Annotated in this window: 13 protein-coding genes; 4 read left to right on the top strand and 9 right to left on the bottom strand. The window is 46.3% G+C overall.

What is annotated here, in order from left to right; all coding sequences use genetic code 11:
• Positions 1-779 precede the first annotated feature (779 nt).
• A complete protein-coding gene (locus tag H5715_RS12545) occupies positions 780-1,226 on the top strand; it encodes a DUF3010 family protein (RefSeq protein WP_075185378.1) in 447 nt (148 codons plus the stop codon).
• Positions 1,223-2,572 carry a DEAD/DEAH box helicase gene (locus tag H5715_RS12550; protein WP_075185379.1) on the top strand — a complete coding sequence of 450 codons (1,350 nt, stop codon included), beginning with the start codon at positions 1,223-1,225 and terminating at the stop codon, positions 2,570-2,572. Before H5715_RS12545 ends, H5715_RS12550 begins: the two co-directional genes overlap by 4 nt.
• A gap of 169 nt (positions 2,573-2,741) precedes the next feature.
• On the opposite strand, the gene H5715_RS12555 is transcribed toward H5715_RS12550, so the two are convergent.
• The 6 genes from H5715_RS12555 to H5715_RS12580 all read right to left on the bottom strand — a co-directional run bounded on the left by H5715_RS12555 (position 2,742) and on the right by H5715_RS12580 (position 8,645).
• Positions 2,742-3,158, bottom strand: a complete 417-nt coding sequence (locus H5715_RS12555) for a GFA family protein (protein WP_075185380.1) — start codon at positions 3,156-3,158, stop codon at positions 2,742-2,744.
• 103 nt (positions 3,159-3,261) lie between these two features.
• On the bottom strand, positions 3,262-5,634 hold the full coding sequence (locus H5715_RS12560; protein WP_075185381.1) for a beta-propeller domain-containing protein: 2,373 nt from the start codon (positions 5,632-5,634) through the stop codon (positions 3,262-3,264).
• A gap of 609 nt (positions 5,635-6,243) precedes the next feature.
• A complete protein-coding gene (gene rhlP / locus H5715_RS12565) occupies positions 6,244-7,128 on the bottom strand; it encodes a rhombotarget lipoprotein (RefSeq protein WP_075185382.1) in 885 nt (294 codons plus the stop codon).
• A 135-nt stretch (positions 7,129-7,263) separates the two neighbouring features.
• A complete protein-coding gene (locus tag H5715_RS12570; RefSeq protein ID WP_075185383.1) occupies positions 7,264-7,512 on the bottom strand; it encodes an RNA recognition motif domain-containing protein in 249 nt (82 codons plus the stop codon).
• Between the two features lie 109 nt (positions 7,513-7,621).
• Positions 7,622-7,819 carry a CPXCG motif-containing cysteine-rich protein gene (locus H5715_RS12575; protein WP_075185384.1) on the bottom strand — a complete coding sequence of 66 codons (198 nt, stop codon included), beginning with the start codon at positions 7,817-7,819 and terminating at the stop codon, positions 7,622-7,624.
• A gap of 274 nt (positions 7,820-8,093) precedes the next feature.
• Positions 8,094-8,645 carry a VF530 family protein gene (locus H5715_RS12580; protein ID WP_075185385.1) on the bottom strand — a complete coding sequence of 184 codons (552 nt, stop codon included), beginning with the start codon at positions 8,643-8,645 and terminating at the stop codon, positions 8,094-8,096.
• A 459-nt stretch (positions 8,646-9,104) separates the two neighbouring features.
• Between H5715_RS12580 and H5715_RS12585 the strand changes: the two genes are divergently transcribed.
• Entirely contained in the window at positions 9,105-9,884 is a 780-nt protein-coding gene (locus tag H5715_RS12585) for an SHOCT domain-containing protein (protein WP_075185386.1), read from the top strand.
• 355 nt (positions 9,885-10,239) lie between these two features.
• Positions 10,240-10,890, top strand: a complete 651-nt coding sequence (locus H5715_RS12590) for a class I SAM-dependent methyltransferase (RefSeq protein WP_075185387.1) — start codon at positions 10,240-10,242, stop codon at positions 10,888-10,890.
• Between the two features lie 45 nt (positions 10,891-10,935).
• Here the strand turns inward: H5715_RS12590 and H5715_RS12595 are convergent, their stop codons facing one another.
• The 3 genes from H5715_RS12595 to nifJ form a co-directional block, all read right to left on the bottom strand.
• Entirely contained in the window at positions 10,936-11,730 is a 795-nt protein-coding gene (locus H5715_RS12595) for a DMT family transporter (protein WP_484600446.1), read from the bottom strand.
• A 401-nt stretch (positions 11,731-12,131) separates the two neighbouring features.
• Entirely contained in the window at positions 12,132-13,382 is a 1,251-nt protein-coding gene (locus H5715_RS12600) for a glycoside hydrolase family 5 protein (protein ID WP_075185390.1), read from the bottom strand.
• 172 nt (positions 13,383-13,554) lie between these two features.
• Positions 13,555-17,151: a pyruvate:ferredoxin (flavodoxin) oxidoreductase gene (gene nifJ, locus H5715_RS12605; RefSeq protein ID WP_075185391.1), complete on the bottom strand. Its 3,597-nt coding sequence runs from the start codon at positions 17,149-17,151 to the stop codon at positions 13,555-13,557.
• Positions 17,152-17,155: the final 4 nt, after the last annotated feature.

The following is a 17,155-nucleotide window of genomic DNA, read 5'->3' on the forward strand; positions in this document are numbered from 1 at the left end:
CTAACGGACATGTTCCTCGATTTATTTACACTGATTTGTCCAAATGCAATATTCAAGCTTAATCACATTCGCTGCGGAGTTAGGTAGATAGGCTAGGTTCAAGCCAGCTTACAAAGGAACACCCGAAAAACGGCTTCTAGAGAAGTGTTGTAGTCGTCATATCGGCGCTAGCGGCCGAGAACGAGGGAAGAAAAAATAATAAACCATTTTTTTCATCGTCGCTTGAGTGTAGATGCAGTGACTGTGATTACTACAGCCATAGAAATGAAACGGCGCTTAACATACGGGTTTTAGGTGAAATTAATATCAAAGTGATTGGCTTCGCGATCGTATCTCGCTCTTGTTTTCGGCACTGAAGGCATAATTGATAAGGGGATACGAACGCCTCCTCTTAGACATTGCAAGTGGGAATGATGATAGCAGATATCCGCGTCTTCTAATATTCAGTGTCTTTATGTGCGTGAATGAAAAAGGTCGATATGGCGTATATTGCGTTATCTAGCCCTGTGCTTTCTGCGGGGACAATAAGCCTATGGGCGCCCGCCATAAGCGGTGGATTTCTGTTCGCTTCCTCAGCCTTCCGATGGTGTAGCACAGGCCTAATATGTCTGGATAGACTCTGCATTCTTCCGATGAAGGCCTATACTCTCGTGAGCCCCACCACCTTAAACGTTTCGAAGCCAAACGACGGTGGATACTGTATCATTCGCCGAATTTCACCAAGGTTTCGCGGCGTATCGAGCTTTTTGCTCAACGCCCTTAGGTATATAGGTTCGAATATGAGAGTTTGTGGAGTAGAGATTAAGGGTAAGGAGGCTGTTATCTGCCTTCTTAGCAGTAACAATGGGCTGTTCGAGATTGCCGATTGCCGCGTGCGCAGCTTGGTTTTACAGGACCCTGATACCAGCGAGGGCTTGCGCGCTTTTCAGGTTACGATGGCGAAACTGGCTGAAGACTACCGAATCGACAAAATCGTTATCAAAGAACGGATGAAGAAAGGTAAGTTTGCAGGTGGCGCAGAAGGCTTCAAAATGGAAGCGGCCATTCAACTGATAGAGAATGTCGAGGTGAGCCTTATTTCTACTTCACGCTCTAAGGAACTCCTGAAAGCCAAGCCCTTACCCATTGCTTTTTCGGACACAGAGCTAAAGGCCTTTCAGGAAATCGCTTTTATTACGGCCTACGTTGCACTCGTAGAGATTAACGGAAATGGTCGCGTGCAATGAGCGAATTTAGTGAACTAGAGCTACACCCCTCGCTGTACAAGGCGATCGATAAGCTGGGTTTTACGCGCGCTACCGATGTGCAGGCAAAGACGATTCCCGCTGTTTTATCCGGCAACGATATTATGGTGTCAGCGCGAACGGGCAGTGGTAAAAGCGCCGCGTTCATTCTTCCAATGCTGCACCGCTTTTTAAACGACCCCCAACCACACTCGTCTACTCGCGCGTTGATATTGGTTCCCACTCGTGAGCTGGCCTTACAAACGGTAAAGACCTTTGAGCAGTTTGCGGCATTTACGCAGATTAAGATCGGCGTCATTATGGGCGGCGAATCCTATAGACACCAAGTGTCTACACTACGCAGAAATCCAGAAGTGCTCGTGGCAACTCCCGGACGCCTGATAGAACATATCAAAAACAACAATATTGATTTTTCCGATTTGGAAATATTAGTGCTGGATGAGTCTGACCGCATGCTCGATATGGGTTTTAAAGAATCGATGGTCACCATTGCTGAAACCTGTAACCCAAACCGTCAAAACCTGCTATTTTCAGCCACGCTGAAACATAAAGGCATAGGCGGCATTACGGAGCTTTTACAAAACCCCGAGCGTATCCAGGTGGATAGCGCAAAGGATGGTCACAGCAATATTACGCAACAACGCGTACTTGCCGACGATGACCAGCACAAAGAAAAATTATTGGTGCGCTTAATTGAAGAGGAAGAAGCGTCGCGCGTTATTGTGTTTTGCGCTACTCGCCTGCAATGCCAGAAAGTGAGCAATATCCTGCGGGCGAAGAAGTTAACGTCTGAATATATGCACGGAGAGGTCGCACAAAATGATAGAAAGCAGGTACTAAATCGATTTAGAGATGGAAAAATTCGGGTGCTGGTGGCCACCGATGTCGCTGCACGCGGTTTGGATATTAACGACGTTGATCTGGTGATTAATTTTACCATTGCCTTCTCGGGCGATGAACACGTGCATAGGATTGGCCGAACAGGCCGAGCCGATAAAAAGGGGCTAGCAATTACCCTAGTCAGCGCCAGAGAGTGGAACTCTATGTCTAGCATAGAGCGCTATTTAAACATACGCCTGAGCCCTCGCAAGGTTAAAGGCCTGGAGGCGAACTATAGCGGCCCTAAAAAACTGAAAAGCTCTGGAAAGGCCGCAGGAACTAAAAAGAAAAAGAGCAAATTGGCAGGCGGGAAAACAACGAAGAAAGCTGCCCCCAAAAAGACAAAAGCAACAAAAAAAGGCAGGGCCAGAAGCGAAACAAAAAGCAGGCCTGCAACCCCGCTAGGAGATGGCACTGCCCCCTTCAAGCGACGAAACACTTCGGATTAAGCTTTTCTCTATGCCGATTCAAAGGATGCCTGCTCGTAAAGGGTAGGCTTCTAACACTCGCAATGTAAAAATATGGCGACTGGAACAGTCGCAACGCTCACGTTAAGGCGCTCTTCCGCTTCCCTATCTGACCCATTCTGTACTGGATAAATTAGTGTTTAAGTGCAGCCTAAGGCTGCTTATCAAATACTGTTACTCCCTCGGGAATTTTATACCAATCCTGTTTTTCACTAACCCAGATATGCATGCTAGGGTCGATTACCCGTGTGTCCGATAGATTGCTGGGTTTTAGTTTAAGCTTTTCAGGGGCTTGTGGATCAAAGTGGTACATCCTGTTGCCACAGGTAGGACAAAATTTGGCGGCATTGATACTCCCGCTTTCGGAGCTGCGACTCCAATCACTCATATCGCCTGAAAATTCAACAGCGCTCGCCTTCACTATCGCCGTAATGCTAAATGCGCTGGTCGATAATTTTTGACATTCACGACAATGACAGGCGGCAACCATTAATGGCGGCTCCAATAGTTGATATGTCACGCCACCGCACTGACAAGAACCCTGGATCGGATATTTTATTGCGCTCATATTTCCCTCATATTCTACTTTTTGTATCGATTGACACCTGGCCAATTCGACGAAAAAAAGGGCAACACGATGTTGCCCTTTTGATTAATGAAAATAAATAGGCTTATGGTTGCTCAAGATCATCGATTAAAGATGAATGCATTTCAAATTGATGCAAATAGAAAACCGCATCATCATCCAAGACGCCTCTATCGCTGTAGATGCTAAGATTTCGAGAAGTAGACCCTTCTTGATACTGCTCCGCTTTCAGTACGCCCAGGAGCGATAAGCTGGCATCTGTCTGCCCGTCGGTTTCGATTTCATAAACATATAAGCCGGTATGATCCCAAGAATACCATTGAGTCGGTATACTGGGGTCGCCGCCACTAGGCAAACGATCATATACCTGCACAGGCAGAGAGAACCGAATGCCATTTTCGTCGTTTCTAAACGCGAACCCGCGAGCATCATAATTTACCGTCGTTTGCGAACCGCGCTTACCGATAATTTCACTACCTAAACTCCTTAGCATTGTTGGCTCGGAGATATCAAACAATTCTATTTTTACACCCTGAAACCAAGTCATATCCCGTTCTTCATCGTAGACAGCCTCTTTACCCACGCCAATAAGCAAGTTTTCACCAACGGGATGAAGGTAGGCAGAAAACCCGGTAACCTCTATTGCGCCGGCAATGTACGGATCCAAAGGATCGCTGAGATCTATCGCATACAACGGATCAACTTTTGCGAACGTTACGATGTAAGCGTGATCACCAAAACTTCGCATGGCGTAAATGTCCTCACCCGGCTTACCAATTGCGTCTGGACGCGCCTCATTAGGCAGCGTTGCAATCACCTCCAAACTTTCGGGGTTTTCGCTGGACTCCGCTATTAGAGCGAATCGATAAGGGGTGCCTCCGCTGCTACTGCTACTGCTACTGCTACTGCTACTGCTACTGCTACTGCTACTGTAGTTTGGATCGGAATAAAGTACACGTAAAACGCCATCCTTTTCTCCGAAGCAATATGACGCTGAACTACAGGGGATACTGCCATATATACGAATGCTACCGCGGTAATCCATGTCGTCATCTATCGAAAATTTATGGATTTTCATTCCACTGTGATAGCCATAATCAAAAGCGTATATCGCGTTTTGGGAGCCATAAATATCTGTGGCGGAGGCAGGAAGACAGCGAGAATTGATCTGGTTTGTATCATCCAAATTTATTTTCGTAAGTACCAGCAGAGAGCCTGCGTAGGTGTCTACATTTTCAGGCCATTCCGGCACAGTACAGTCGCTAGCGGACAGCAGTGGTTCACTGTTGCCATCTTCGTCGTACATATGTGGTAACAAATCTTCCAGCTCTGCGACATTAACGAGATTCTCATTTTCGTCTGCGGCCGATGAACTTGAGCTGCCACGGGTATCAAACCCCAACCGAGTCAAATTCGGACTATAGCGCATGGCCACATAAAGCATATTACCTATGCGTCGACTGGACACCAACGCACCGTCGAAACGCAGCCGTTCAATTTCGGTCATTGAACCGGGGTTATCTACATCGGCAATTGTGATCGTGACAGCATTCGACACTTGGTAATAGGGATAATGACTACCATCGCTGTAGGTCCAAATACCGCTATGGCTATCATCGGTTTCACCGATCACCGCTAAGCGCTTGCCAACATCGCTCGTCCTCAAGTAGGCACCGGAAATATTCAGGACGGCATTATCAGAGGGCAGCATTAAAGTCCCGACTAAGTCCGCTCTCGCATTAGCGGTGTCTACGTCGTAGGCCGTGATCACTACATTCGGATTACCGGCAGCTGAATCAGCGGCAGCGGATGAGGAGCTAAAACTGGAGGCGCTTGAGCTGTTAGAGGAAGAACTGGAAGTGGAGCTATTCGAGCTGCTGCCATAAGAGGTCCGAACCACAAAGAAATGCGTTCCGTCTGATTCAATAATATCTGCTTCATCCACACCCGCTTCTTGGGTATTGGTAATATCATCCGATGGCGCGGAACTACCAGAGGACGAAGCAGCTGAACTGGAAGAAAAAGAGCTAGAAGAAGTGTTTCGAATACCGAGATGGTTCAAAACGCCTCTTCTCAAATAATCGGCCAAAGCGCCTTCTTGCGGGTCCGCGTAACACACTGGAGTCTCAAAGTTACCATTATGGGAGCCCAAAAATCCAAACGATGCGCTTTGCCCTACATACAGAGTAGTATTCCATGAAACGTTAGATGCACTAATGGAATTGCCGGTAGTAACTAAATCAGCATTCCATGAATTACTGATACTGGGCGCCTGATTAAAGCTTAAAGTGACAATCCAGCTATTGATAGTCGAATCACCATCATTGAAGATGGTTACATTTGCAACATATCCGTTATTCCACGATCCCGCATTTACGACGCATGATATCTTCGCATAAGCGTTAATGCTGAACGCCATCAAAATCAGAGATAAAGATAACACTATTTTTCGAGACATTAGACAGCTCCTGTAAGGAGTACATCGTGAATGAAATTGAATTGGAATTACACATAAAAACATCAGCCTGAAACCGGCCGAATGAAGGAACATATTAATAATAGAGAGTGGGAACAACAGTAAACAGGCCAAAGACGTCGGCCCTGAGATGATCATTTTATGACTAAGCGTACCAATTCCAAGCGTTTCGCTTCACAAGCAAGCCTCTCAACATTCAACATTCGTGTCAAGCAAAAACCCTTTTACAAACGCCAAAATTACAACAGCCAAATGATACAAATACCAGTCGATTTATACTACCCCAAAAGACATACGTATCCCCTTTTCACTCACAGGCCATTAATAACGAGGCGCCATGCCATCGTAAGCGTCATGACACATAGCGAGTTAAAACTGATCGGCAAATTCACAACACCAGCAATTAGATGTAATAGAAACCCTCGAGCGGCACTTGTGTCTGGCGTTCAGCTACGACTTGCGTAAACGCCACTTCAACGTGGGAGAAGACTCCCGTTTTAACAAGATCTAACGTTTGCTTAAATTGACATTATTCAAGCGCAATACAAAACAGTCGATGCTAAATCTAGGCGAGATAAGCCAACAATAGCCTTAATGAGCCGCTCGCCCCAACTTTCTACGCGAATATAGCAATGATAGCGACAACAAAACTAACAGATCCATGATAGCAACCGCGCCACCACCACCGGTGTAACCTTCACGATGACTGACTTTAGCTTTGGCTGGATTATTTTTAATTGACTCTCTAAATTTCGATAGCTGGGTTTGCAAATTAATTACCATACTCTTCGCTGCTTGCTCAAACCCCGTAACACTATCAGCCCTGAGTTCCTCACTTAAATTCACAGGGGTGGACTTACCCGTTACCTTGCTCGTGCCGGGAGCCCGAAAAAGCATTTTTTTGCTTGCGATATCGTAGACCACAGTATCCATCAAGGTGTTCGTATCATTTTTTTCGCCAGACACCACATAGGCACCAACAATTGTCCAGTAGCTAAACGATAACATTCCTTCGTCCGTAAACTGAACCTGATCATAGGAAACCAATGCAATAACATCGATCCCATACATAGTCTGAATTTGTGACAGGTTATCGAATCCGCCACCAGGTGTTAAATACGCTGTTGGGATAACGTCGATACTGTCGACAAAATCTAGCCCCCTGAAATATGTCGCAACCTCTTCAAGAAGATCGCTTTTTTTTGCCTCAGAGATCGAGCCGGCATAGCGTTGGCCTGTCCAGAAATTGCTAGCGTGGGACTTACTACTGCTCTCAGGAACAAATGCCACGCCAACCCTCAAAGGAAGCTTTAGATGAGGTATTGACGGCATTATTTCGGTATCGGATAACTTGGGGTACAGATAGTCCACAACGCTACTCTTTGTATGAACTTTATGACTGGCACAACCAGACAGCACCAACATTGCCAACGCCAAAAACATGCAAGTTGATTTTACAACACGACTAATATTCATAAGCGCCTCAACATTTAATGTTTCAATTTTATTAAAACTAACGTTTTGCTAATGAGCCCCGCGCCAACGGAAAAATACCAGGCAATATAAACTAAACACATTAACGACGTTCAGATTAACCTTGTACTTTGCCGATCACTCTTTTTTGTCTTCAGCCTTTTTAACTCGTATTTTACTGTTGGCAATAGCCTTATTATTCAAGTTCTTCATAGCCGTTTTGGCTTCCCCTGGCTTCGGCATTTCAACAAAAGCAAAACCCTTCGAGTCACCGGTGACTTTATCTAAAACCAAATTGCAGGACTGCACCGCGCCATAGACTTCAAAGAGGGATTTCAGCTCATCTTCTGTGGTGCTACGAGAAAGATTACGAATTAATAACTTCATGGGTTAATACGCCATTGGGTGTAGAGTAAGTATGTAACGCCGCGCTCCGCAGCGAATCGGGATCGCGGCGGCCATGTTTCGGACAGCCACAACTTGATACTCGTATATTTTAGTATGTTTCATTTTCAGAACGTACAGATACTGAAGAGGAGCCATCGACGGATAAAACAACATTAAAAACGATTGGCCTACAGCAGACTTGGCAGTCTTCGACATACTCCTGGCTTTCATCCAATACTTCGACGGCAACGCTAATCTTCTCGCCACAGTAAGGACAATAAACACAGGTGTCTAATAGTTCGTTCAACTTATACCTCGTAGTTTAATAGGTTTTACAGCGCTAAAAAAATCGTGCGCTTATGCATGCCTTTGTCATTTGATTTTAGGGTGCTCACCAAAACAGTGCCTGCGATAACGGAGCTTATTGATCACGCTTCGTTTGCCCGCATGGTAATGCCCTCAATAGAAAACAATAAAACAGGAAATACACCAAAGAACATAAGCATCCACTCCCCGACAACCAGTAGGGCTGCCGTGCGGATAGCAAGAGGATCACAACCTCAAAGAAAGGCCGCACAAGGTTAGCGCTTAGATCTATTTTCCCAATTTGCCCAGGGCTGAACGTTACTCTCAGAAGGGGCTTTGGAAGTACTCGATGATTTGGCATCGTCGTTTGGCGTACGTGTATTCTTTCGATCTTTCGAATACGTGTTTCCTTCATTATCAGAGCTTTTTCCGAAACGGAAACCTTTACCATCACCACGTGCAGCTGACTTTTTATCGCGTTTTTCACGCAAGCGTTCAGCATCCTCCAAACTCAGCTCTGCGGGTTCACCTGGCTCTTGATCGTCTGGAACAATTCGATCTCGAGGCGATAATGCAAATTGCTCAGAAGACGCCCTCGGTAAATTTTTAAATTGATACAAATAGAAAGCTTCAACTTTTTCGCGCGCCCAATCCGTTTTTTTAAGAAATTTAACGCTCGAATCTATGCTTGGATTGGTCTTAAAACAATTGATAGATAGGTAGGCAAAAAGGATTTCAAAACCGTAATGATCCACCATCTCTACCAACAATGTCTTTAAACCAACGCCATGCAGAGGGCTGTTCTTGTAATTTATATCATTATTCATGCTAACATCCGGTAAAAGGGCGTAAATTGCAGCATTATACCTGTTCCAGTATGGGGGAACCTCTAAAAACTACACGGGACTCGTTATTTCTTCTGCATCAAATTGGGGTTATCAACACTCCCAAATGAATATTTCGGCGCCAGACCCTATCGGACTTTTCGGAGCACGTACTTTCGAACGCTTACGACCATATTTAGACCTCCCGCCCTCCGCTTAGCGACTAATTCACGTTATTTTGTATGTTGAAGATCCGCGCTAGTTGCATCGTTGCAGGGTAAGGTTAGAATGCTGTTATCCGAACCTATGGCCTGCCAATATGATCATGTCGCTGGCGCCACTCTCTCTTATAGTGTTTTTCTCTGTATTTATCGGAATGACACTCAATCGACGCAATACCACGGTAGCATTAGCTCGCAACGCTAACTCGGTGGCGCGCTAAGTGCGCATAAAGGAAAAACCATGCAACAACTAACCTCGGCTGGTGAAAACATTGTCAGCGATTTGTCGAATCGATATAACTTAAGCCGCGAGGCAATTATCCACATGCTGGTAGCGGTCAACAACGGCGGCGGCACTATGGCCCAGTTTAACTGCCCCGAATTGGGCGGTGGAGGTCAATGGATGCGTGGCGGCATGACCATGGTTGGCGATATGTTCAACCATGGTCTTAAAATGACCGTGGACAATCTCTGTTCTGAGCTGTCATCCTCCCTGGCCAATATGCAGCTTTTCCCGGTAATTCCGGCTGGCACTCCCGGTAGCAGCCAGTGGTGGCCAGCCGATTGCGGCACCCCTTTCAGTAGTGGCGCGCAAAACAATATACGCTATGCTGTGTTCCCTGGCAGATTAGCGGTAGAACTCAATGGGCAGGTAACGGTTTACGATACGCTCAACCACCATATTGGCGGCGTCAGCCAACAGCAGGGCAGTGATACTTCGCTAACATTTTCCAGCCAACTGGGTACAGTATCGGTGACTCAGCTGCCCATTATTTCTGGTTCAGGCTCTCTCCAAGCCCCCTCCAAAAACAACTTTGCCGAGCCCCTAACACAGCAACCAGTGAACACACCCGCGCCAACCCACACTCCTCCCGCGCAGACCACAACGCCCTCCTCTACCAATATATCAACAGACGAAATTATTAAGACCATCGAAAAACTGGCTGGATTGCGCGATGCTGGGGCCATCAATGAAGAAGACTTTAATACGAAAAAGAAAGATTTACTGAGCCGCATTTAAGAGATATTGGCATGGTAAAGCTTCGGAATAGATATTGACGCTACGCCTTGTAGCGCTGAGCGATGGAACGCCTTGATAGTAGACCAAGCGGTACGGCTTATCACCATGCGTAAGGGGTAGCCATTTTCTCTCGCGATACGCCGTACACATAAACTTAGAACTCGCGCACCACCACCATTTCGGCCTCATCAACGATCGAACGAAACACTTCGTGCGGAGGTGAAGCTGATTACATCATTGTTTGTTTTGATGAAGACATTGCCTTTTTAGTTAAGTGCTATACCCTAGAGGAACATCCTCGTTTTGTCATTTATCCCCGATAGCTGGCTTAGCGCTCAAATATTGAGGCAGCCTAATGACAGATCTACGCTTAAGCTACCAAACCGTTGAGTTTGGAAAAACAGATATCCACCTTTGTACTTTACGCAATAAACAAGAATTCCACGACCCTGAAGGTGTTGCCGAAAAGCTCGGGATATCCTCCGCTTCCTGGCCGATTTTTGGGGTAGTTTGGCCATCTAGCTTGGTTCTTGCTCACTTTATCTTTGACTACGAAACCGACTCAAAACGAATACTCGAAGTCGGATGCGGCATGGCTCTTTCCAGTTTACTCCTAAACAAACAATCTGCGGATATTACTGCAACCGACTACCACCCAGAGGCGCAAAAGTTTTTACAAAGAAATGCATTGCTCAACGGCGCTAAGTCAATTGCATTCGAACAAGCAGACTGGGCTAATAAAAGTGATAATCTCGGCCTTTTTGACCTAATAATAGGAAGCGATTTATTGTATGAGGACAGTCATATTGAATCGCTGTCTAGTTTCATTGAATGGCATTCAAAACCAAGTTGTGAAGTTATTATTGTTGACCCTGGGCGCGGAAGAAAAAACAAGCTAAGCTCTCGAATGATGGAATTCGGTTTTACCTCCTCTCAACAAAAGCCAAGTCATACAGATTATCTCGACCAGGCCTTCAAGGGGTACATTCTTAAATTTGAACGCTGAGATTTAGCATTTAAGATCCGCACCGACAAGCTCAAACATCTGCAGTTATTTTTCTTTTCTGGATATATTCTGGCCATAATAATACTTGCCGAGAGTCATCGTTAATATGCCACCGAGTATGATTACTGAAGATATAGATAAGCGCACCGATAAAGTTTCATTAGAAAACAGCACTCCTCCTAAACCTGCAATCACTGGAACAAGTAATTGTACAACTGCCGCCTGTACAGATGAAAGCCCCCCAAGCGCTTTATACCAGATAGCGTAACCAATACCAGACGCAATGCCGCCAGATAGCATTGCCAACAAAACCCCATCTTTAGACAATGCTGAGTATTTAATTGTGCTAGCAATTAAAATAATAACGAGCGGTAAGGTGCGTAAAAAATTATAGGTGGTATCACTCAATGGATTGCTCGACCCCTTACCGGCTAAGGTATAAAGCCCCCACGAAACTCCAGAAATAGACATAAGAAAAAATCCAACCAACGACGGAGCCTCCAATCCAGGAGCCATTAAATAGATAAAACCAAAAAAAGCAATAATTACACCTAGCCACTCAGCCTTATAAAGCCTATACCCCATGAGCATCCCAACCAAAATCATGGTGACTTTGACAGAAGAAAACAGAATCAAAGCACCGGTACCTGTCTCTAAGGATATATACGCAAAGGAAAATGTGATCGCATAAAGAAATAACAGAAATGAAGCTTTCCAACTTCCTTTCGAAGGAACAGCTCCCCTAGGCCGGGTCATTTTTAATGCAACAGCTAAAACGACGATGCCTGACAACAATCTGATTGCCGTAAAGCTTGCCGCGTCAATAGCATCTTCACCCAATGCCAACCTGCAGAACACTGAGTTACCCGCAAAAGCGAATAGAGCTAGAACTGTATATAGAATTATCTTCATGACTAAATATTAGAATTACGTATTATCACTTCTCATACCAAAACTACAGAGGCCGCAGTGAAGGGGAAGCCGCATTACGACAATGTTTCCTTCGCGATTTCTCTAGGAGCCTTATTTTACACTTACCTCCATTGCAGAAAACATTTTTATACGTTTTTCCATATTCCCAATCCTTAAAGTACCCCCTTCAGTTTTAGCTGGTGGGGCACGCCTTTTTAATATTTTTTTAGGCAATACCACTTGATGGAACCACCCGAAATACAAAATCAGTATAGGCGCATATATACAAGTTTTTTCCTCCGCAACGAGCAAGTCTGCCACACCACCCTTCAAACAAGGCGGCGCTTTACGCAGCTCTCTAACTTAAAATCATCTAGGCATTCCATCAGTTCCTCAAACTCAACTAACTTGAGGTTTTCACGAAACACGTTCCACCCTTTACTCGTTTCTTCCGCAAGCCATTGATAGTAGCCATAGTTGTCCGCATAGGCTTCTGACGCGATCTTGCTATCTTCCGAAAACAGTTTCCAGAATTTCCAATTGTTACTTATTTTTTCGCAAAGTGCGTTCCACTTACCGTCTATAGAGGTATGCGTCAGCGCCATTGCGCCGCAGTCTTTTAGTGGCCAAAGCGACCAACCTACGTCCTGCTCTTCCAGTAGTGCTATAAATAGTTTTAGGGCCTGGGGCTTGTCGTTCAGGTGTAAGGGGTGGCCTGTTTCGCCGCACCAGAGCGGCTTTTCTAGCTGTTTTAATTTTTCAAAGGTCACATCACGATATAAGCATTCCGTAACTTGTTGTTGTAGGTTTTCGCTCTCCAGTTCGCTGGCGATTTGAAGAAAGGGATAAAGGTGAAATGTGTAGGCGGAGTTTTCGTCCAGATTTCGCTCGAACATGGAAAAGTCTCTACCGTAGGTATTGCCCGTATAGATTAGTAGGTGATGACTATCTACTTTGCGAATTTCTTCCGTACACCGGGTGAAGAAGCGCAGCATTGCCTGTTCAGATGCCTCGCCAAAATAGCAGGGCTCGTTAATTAGGTCATAACCGCCCACAGCGGGCTCATCCCGATAGTACTGCGCTATATTTTTCCAGAGCTGCACCATTTCGGCTTGCGCCTTTTTATCTTGCCAGAAGTTGTCTCTTCCACTTTGGTTGTCGCTATGCCAATCTGGATTCTGCCCACCGGGAACTGCGTGCAGATCGATAATCCCCCAAATGTTATATTTCTTGCACAGTGCCAGCACTCTATCCAGCTCGCGAATAGCTGTTGATTTTTCGAAGGCGTTGTCCCGAAAAAGGCGATAATTGACGGGCAAGCGTAAATGATTAAAACCTTGTTCTTTGGCGAAGGCAATATCTGCTTCGGCCACATAAACAGCGTAATATTTTTTCCAAAAAACCTTTGATCTGCGCTCTCCGTAGGCCTCGTGTATTGCACGTCGAATCTGACTGTCGGTACCGGGCAGGCCCAGTAAAAAATGTTCGAGATTAGTCCAATTCCCCAGGCCCGCGCCGCGTAAGAGAACGTTCTGATTATCAGATGTGAACTGGCTACCTTTGGAAGTAAGGAAGTGCATGAAGCGTACCGCCTCTTTTTATTGTTATTTTTAGACCAATGCCATTTTTAACATTGGCCGCGAACCGTGTGGGCTCGGCGCAGGGAAATAAAGTGGGTCTATTTCCTCCGCCGAACCACCTATAAGGCGATATCGCTATGCATTCGCAAAAATGCGTCCACACACAGGTATTCTAAATCCGTGCATCCGACCTAGTATCGGGTATAAAGGCATGAACATCTCGCGTGGCCATTTCTTCATAGACTGACCACTTCTGGTTCACCACTTTCTGCGCTAGATTAATTAAGCGTTCCGCTTCTTTTGGATTTTTGTTGCGCAGGATTTTATAGCGGTTTTCCCGATATGCGTACTCCTGTATGTCAATTGAAGGGCGCAATGAATCCAGTATAAACGGATTGCGACCCGCCGAATGCAAACTCGGATTATAGCGATACAGCGGCCAATAGCCGGATTTAACCGCCAATTTCTGCTGCTGCAAACCATCATCCATACTTATACCGTGCTCGATGCAATGGCTGTACGCCAGAATAAGGGACGGACCTTTATAGGCTTCCGCCTCGCGAAATGCTTGCAGAGCCTGCTGGGGGTTAGCGCCCAACGCAATTCTCGCCACATATACATTCCCGTAGGCAACAGCCTGTAAACTTAAGTCTTTTTGCGGCACGACTTTACCACCCGCAGCAAACTTAGCGACAGCACCAATAGGTGTCGCTTTAGAGGCCTGCCCACCGGTGTTGGAGTACACTTCGGTATCCATCACTAAGATATTTACATCGCGTCCGCTGGCCAGGACATGATCTACCCCGCCGTAACCAATATCATAGGCCCAACCATCCCCGCCTACGATCCAAACACTACGACGAACAAGGTGGTCGATTACAGATAGAAGATCTTCCGCCCGCGGGTCTTCCAACGCTTCCAGCTGCGCACGCAGATTTGCGACGCGATTGCGCTGTTTGCGAATATCACTTTCCATGGATTGCTTGGCCTCAAGCGCGGCATCAACCAACTCATCATCCAGCTGATCGCGCAATTCCAATAACCGGGTCTTCGCCAATTGCAAATGCTGATCGGCCGTTAGACGATAACCAAAACCAAATTCTGCATTGTCTTCAAACAGCGAGTTACACCAGGCGGGACCTTTACCTTCAGGGTTTTGTGCCCAGGGCGTTGTCGGTAAATTCCCACCGTATATGGAAGAACAGCCAGTCGCGTTGGCAACGAGTGCGCGGTCTCCAAACAGCTGGCTAATCAGTTTTAAGTACGGAGTCTCGCCACAACCGGAGCAGGCACCACTAAATTCAAACAGTGGCTGTAAATACTGCACGCCGCGAACATTGGAAAAATCCACCATAGCGCGGTCGTTATAAGGTAGCGATTCGAAAAAATTGAGGTTCTCTTTTTCGTCTTCCAGCCACTCCGCTTTTAATTGCAGATTAATCGCATGATGGCTTTCATCTTTCGTATCGCTAACCGGGCAGGCGCGAACGCAAAGACCGCAGCCGGTACAGTCTTCAGGGTAGACCTGCAGGGTGTAACGTAAATCCGGGAAACCTCGCGCAGTGACATGGGCCGATTTAAACGCGTCTGGCGCTTTGCTTAGTTCTGGTTCGCGATAAAATTTTGCACGGATGGCCGCGTGGGGACAAACAATGGAACAGTTGCCACACTGAATACACAGATCCGATTCCCAGATGGGAATGTCGGCGGCGATATTACGCTTTTCCCACTGCGTTGTGCCCGTTGGATAGGTTCCATCGTCCGGCAACTGTGCAACCGGAATTAAGTCACCTTTGCCATGAATAATCTGACTAGTAACGGTTTTAACAAACTCGGGAGCCTTTTCAAAAGCGTCCATATAATCCGGGTTATAGTGGCTAGTAATCTCTTTGGGGTACTCCACTTTCTCCAGGTGGGCCAGCGCCTGGTCAATAGCCGCAAAGTTGCGTTTGACCATTTCCTGCCCTTTGGAAGCGTAGCTTTTCTCTGCTGCCTGTTTAATTTTTTCGATGGCCTCGTCCTTTGGCATTATGCCACTCAGGGCGAAAAAGCAGGTTTGCATTACGGTATTAATACGGCTACCCATACCCACCGAACGCGCCACTTTCGCACCATCGATAACGTAAAACGCGATGTCCTTTTCAATCATTTCCTGCTGAACACCGCGCGGTAGCTTATTCCATATATTATCTTTTCCATGGGGGCTGTTCAGTAAAAATGTGGCTCCGCATTTGGCGCGCGACAATATCTCCACATAGTCAATAAAATTATATTGATGACAGGCGACAAACGAAGCTGAGGTAATTAGATAGGGTGATTCGATATGGTCTGGACCAAAACGCAGATGTGAAGTGGTCATACTCCCAGCTTTTTTAGAATCGTAAACAAAATATCCCTGCGCAGAAAAACGATCTTCGTCGCCAATAATTTTAATGCTATTTTTATTGGCCCCTACGGTGCCATCGGCGCCCAAACCGTAAAACAACGCGCGAACGGTATCCTTACCTTCAATATCTAGGGGTTTTATGTTGTCGAGACTCGTATAAGAGCGATCGTCGGTTATACCCAGAGTAAAACCATTTTTTGGTTTATCCACCTGTAGTTCTTCGAATACGCGGGCGACCATAGCTGGTGTTAACTCTTTGCTGGACAAGCCATAACGGCCACCAACAATCAGTGGCAAGCTCGCCCGCTCGCCCCTACTGAAGGCCTGAGCCAGCTCAGTGACAACATCTTTATACAGAGGCTCACCGTTTGCCCCCGGCTCCTTGGTCCTATCCATAACCGCCAAGCGTTCCACGGATTGTGGCAACACTCGCAAAAAGTGTTCGGGACTGAAGGGGCGATATACGCGCACACGGATCAGGCCAACTTTTTCGCCGAGTGTATTTAAATACTCTACGGTGGATTTTGCGGTCTCGGTTGCAGAGCCCATTAGAATGATGATTCGTGTAGCATCGGGATCACCATAGTATTCAAACAACTGATAATGGCGACCAGTAAGCTCGGCGAACTTTTTGAAGCTGCTCTCAAAAATATCAATGCTTTTACTGTAATAGGTATTAACGGTTTCCCGGCTTTGAAAGTAGGTATCCGGATTCTGAGCGGTGCCCCGCAGAGTGGGCTTATCGGGATTTAGCGCGCGGGCACGATGAGCATATACATGTTTATCATCGATCATCGCTCGAATATGGGCATCCGGTAACAAATTTATTTTACTGACCTCATGGGAAGTACGGAAGCCGTCAAAAAAATGTACGATCGGCACGCGGCTTGTTAATGTGCATGCCTGCGCAATCAAGGCCATATCGTGACATTCCTGCACCGAGGCGGAAACCAACTGGGCAAAACCTGTTTGCCTGACGGCCATTACATCCTGATGATCACCAAATATGGATAAGCCCTGAGCGGCCAGTGAACGTGCGGCCACATGAAAAACGGTTGGTGTGAGTTCTCCGGCTATTTTGTACATATTGGGGATCATTAACATCAAGCCCTGGGAAGCGGTAAACGTTGTGGTCAGAGCGCCCGTTTGCAGCGCACCGTGTACCGTTCCCGCCGCACCACCTTCGCTTTGCAGTTCCGCTATAAGCGGTGTTTGCCCCCAAATATTTTTTAGCTTCATGCTCGACCACTGGTCGGCAAATTCAGCCATCGGGGAGGATGGTGTAATAGGATAGATGGAACACACTTCGTTGGTACGATAAGCCACATAGGCCGTTGCTTCGCAGCCATCGAGGGTTACTTGCTTGGGTTTGAAATTTGTCACGGCT

Source organism: Teredinibacter haidensis (assembly GCF_014211975.1).
GTDB lineage: Bacteria > Pseudomonadota > Gammaproteobacteria > Pseudomonadales > Cellvibrionaceae > Teredinibacter > Teredinibacter haidensis.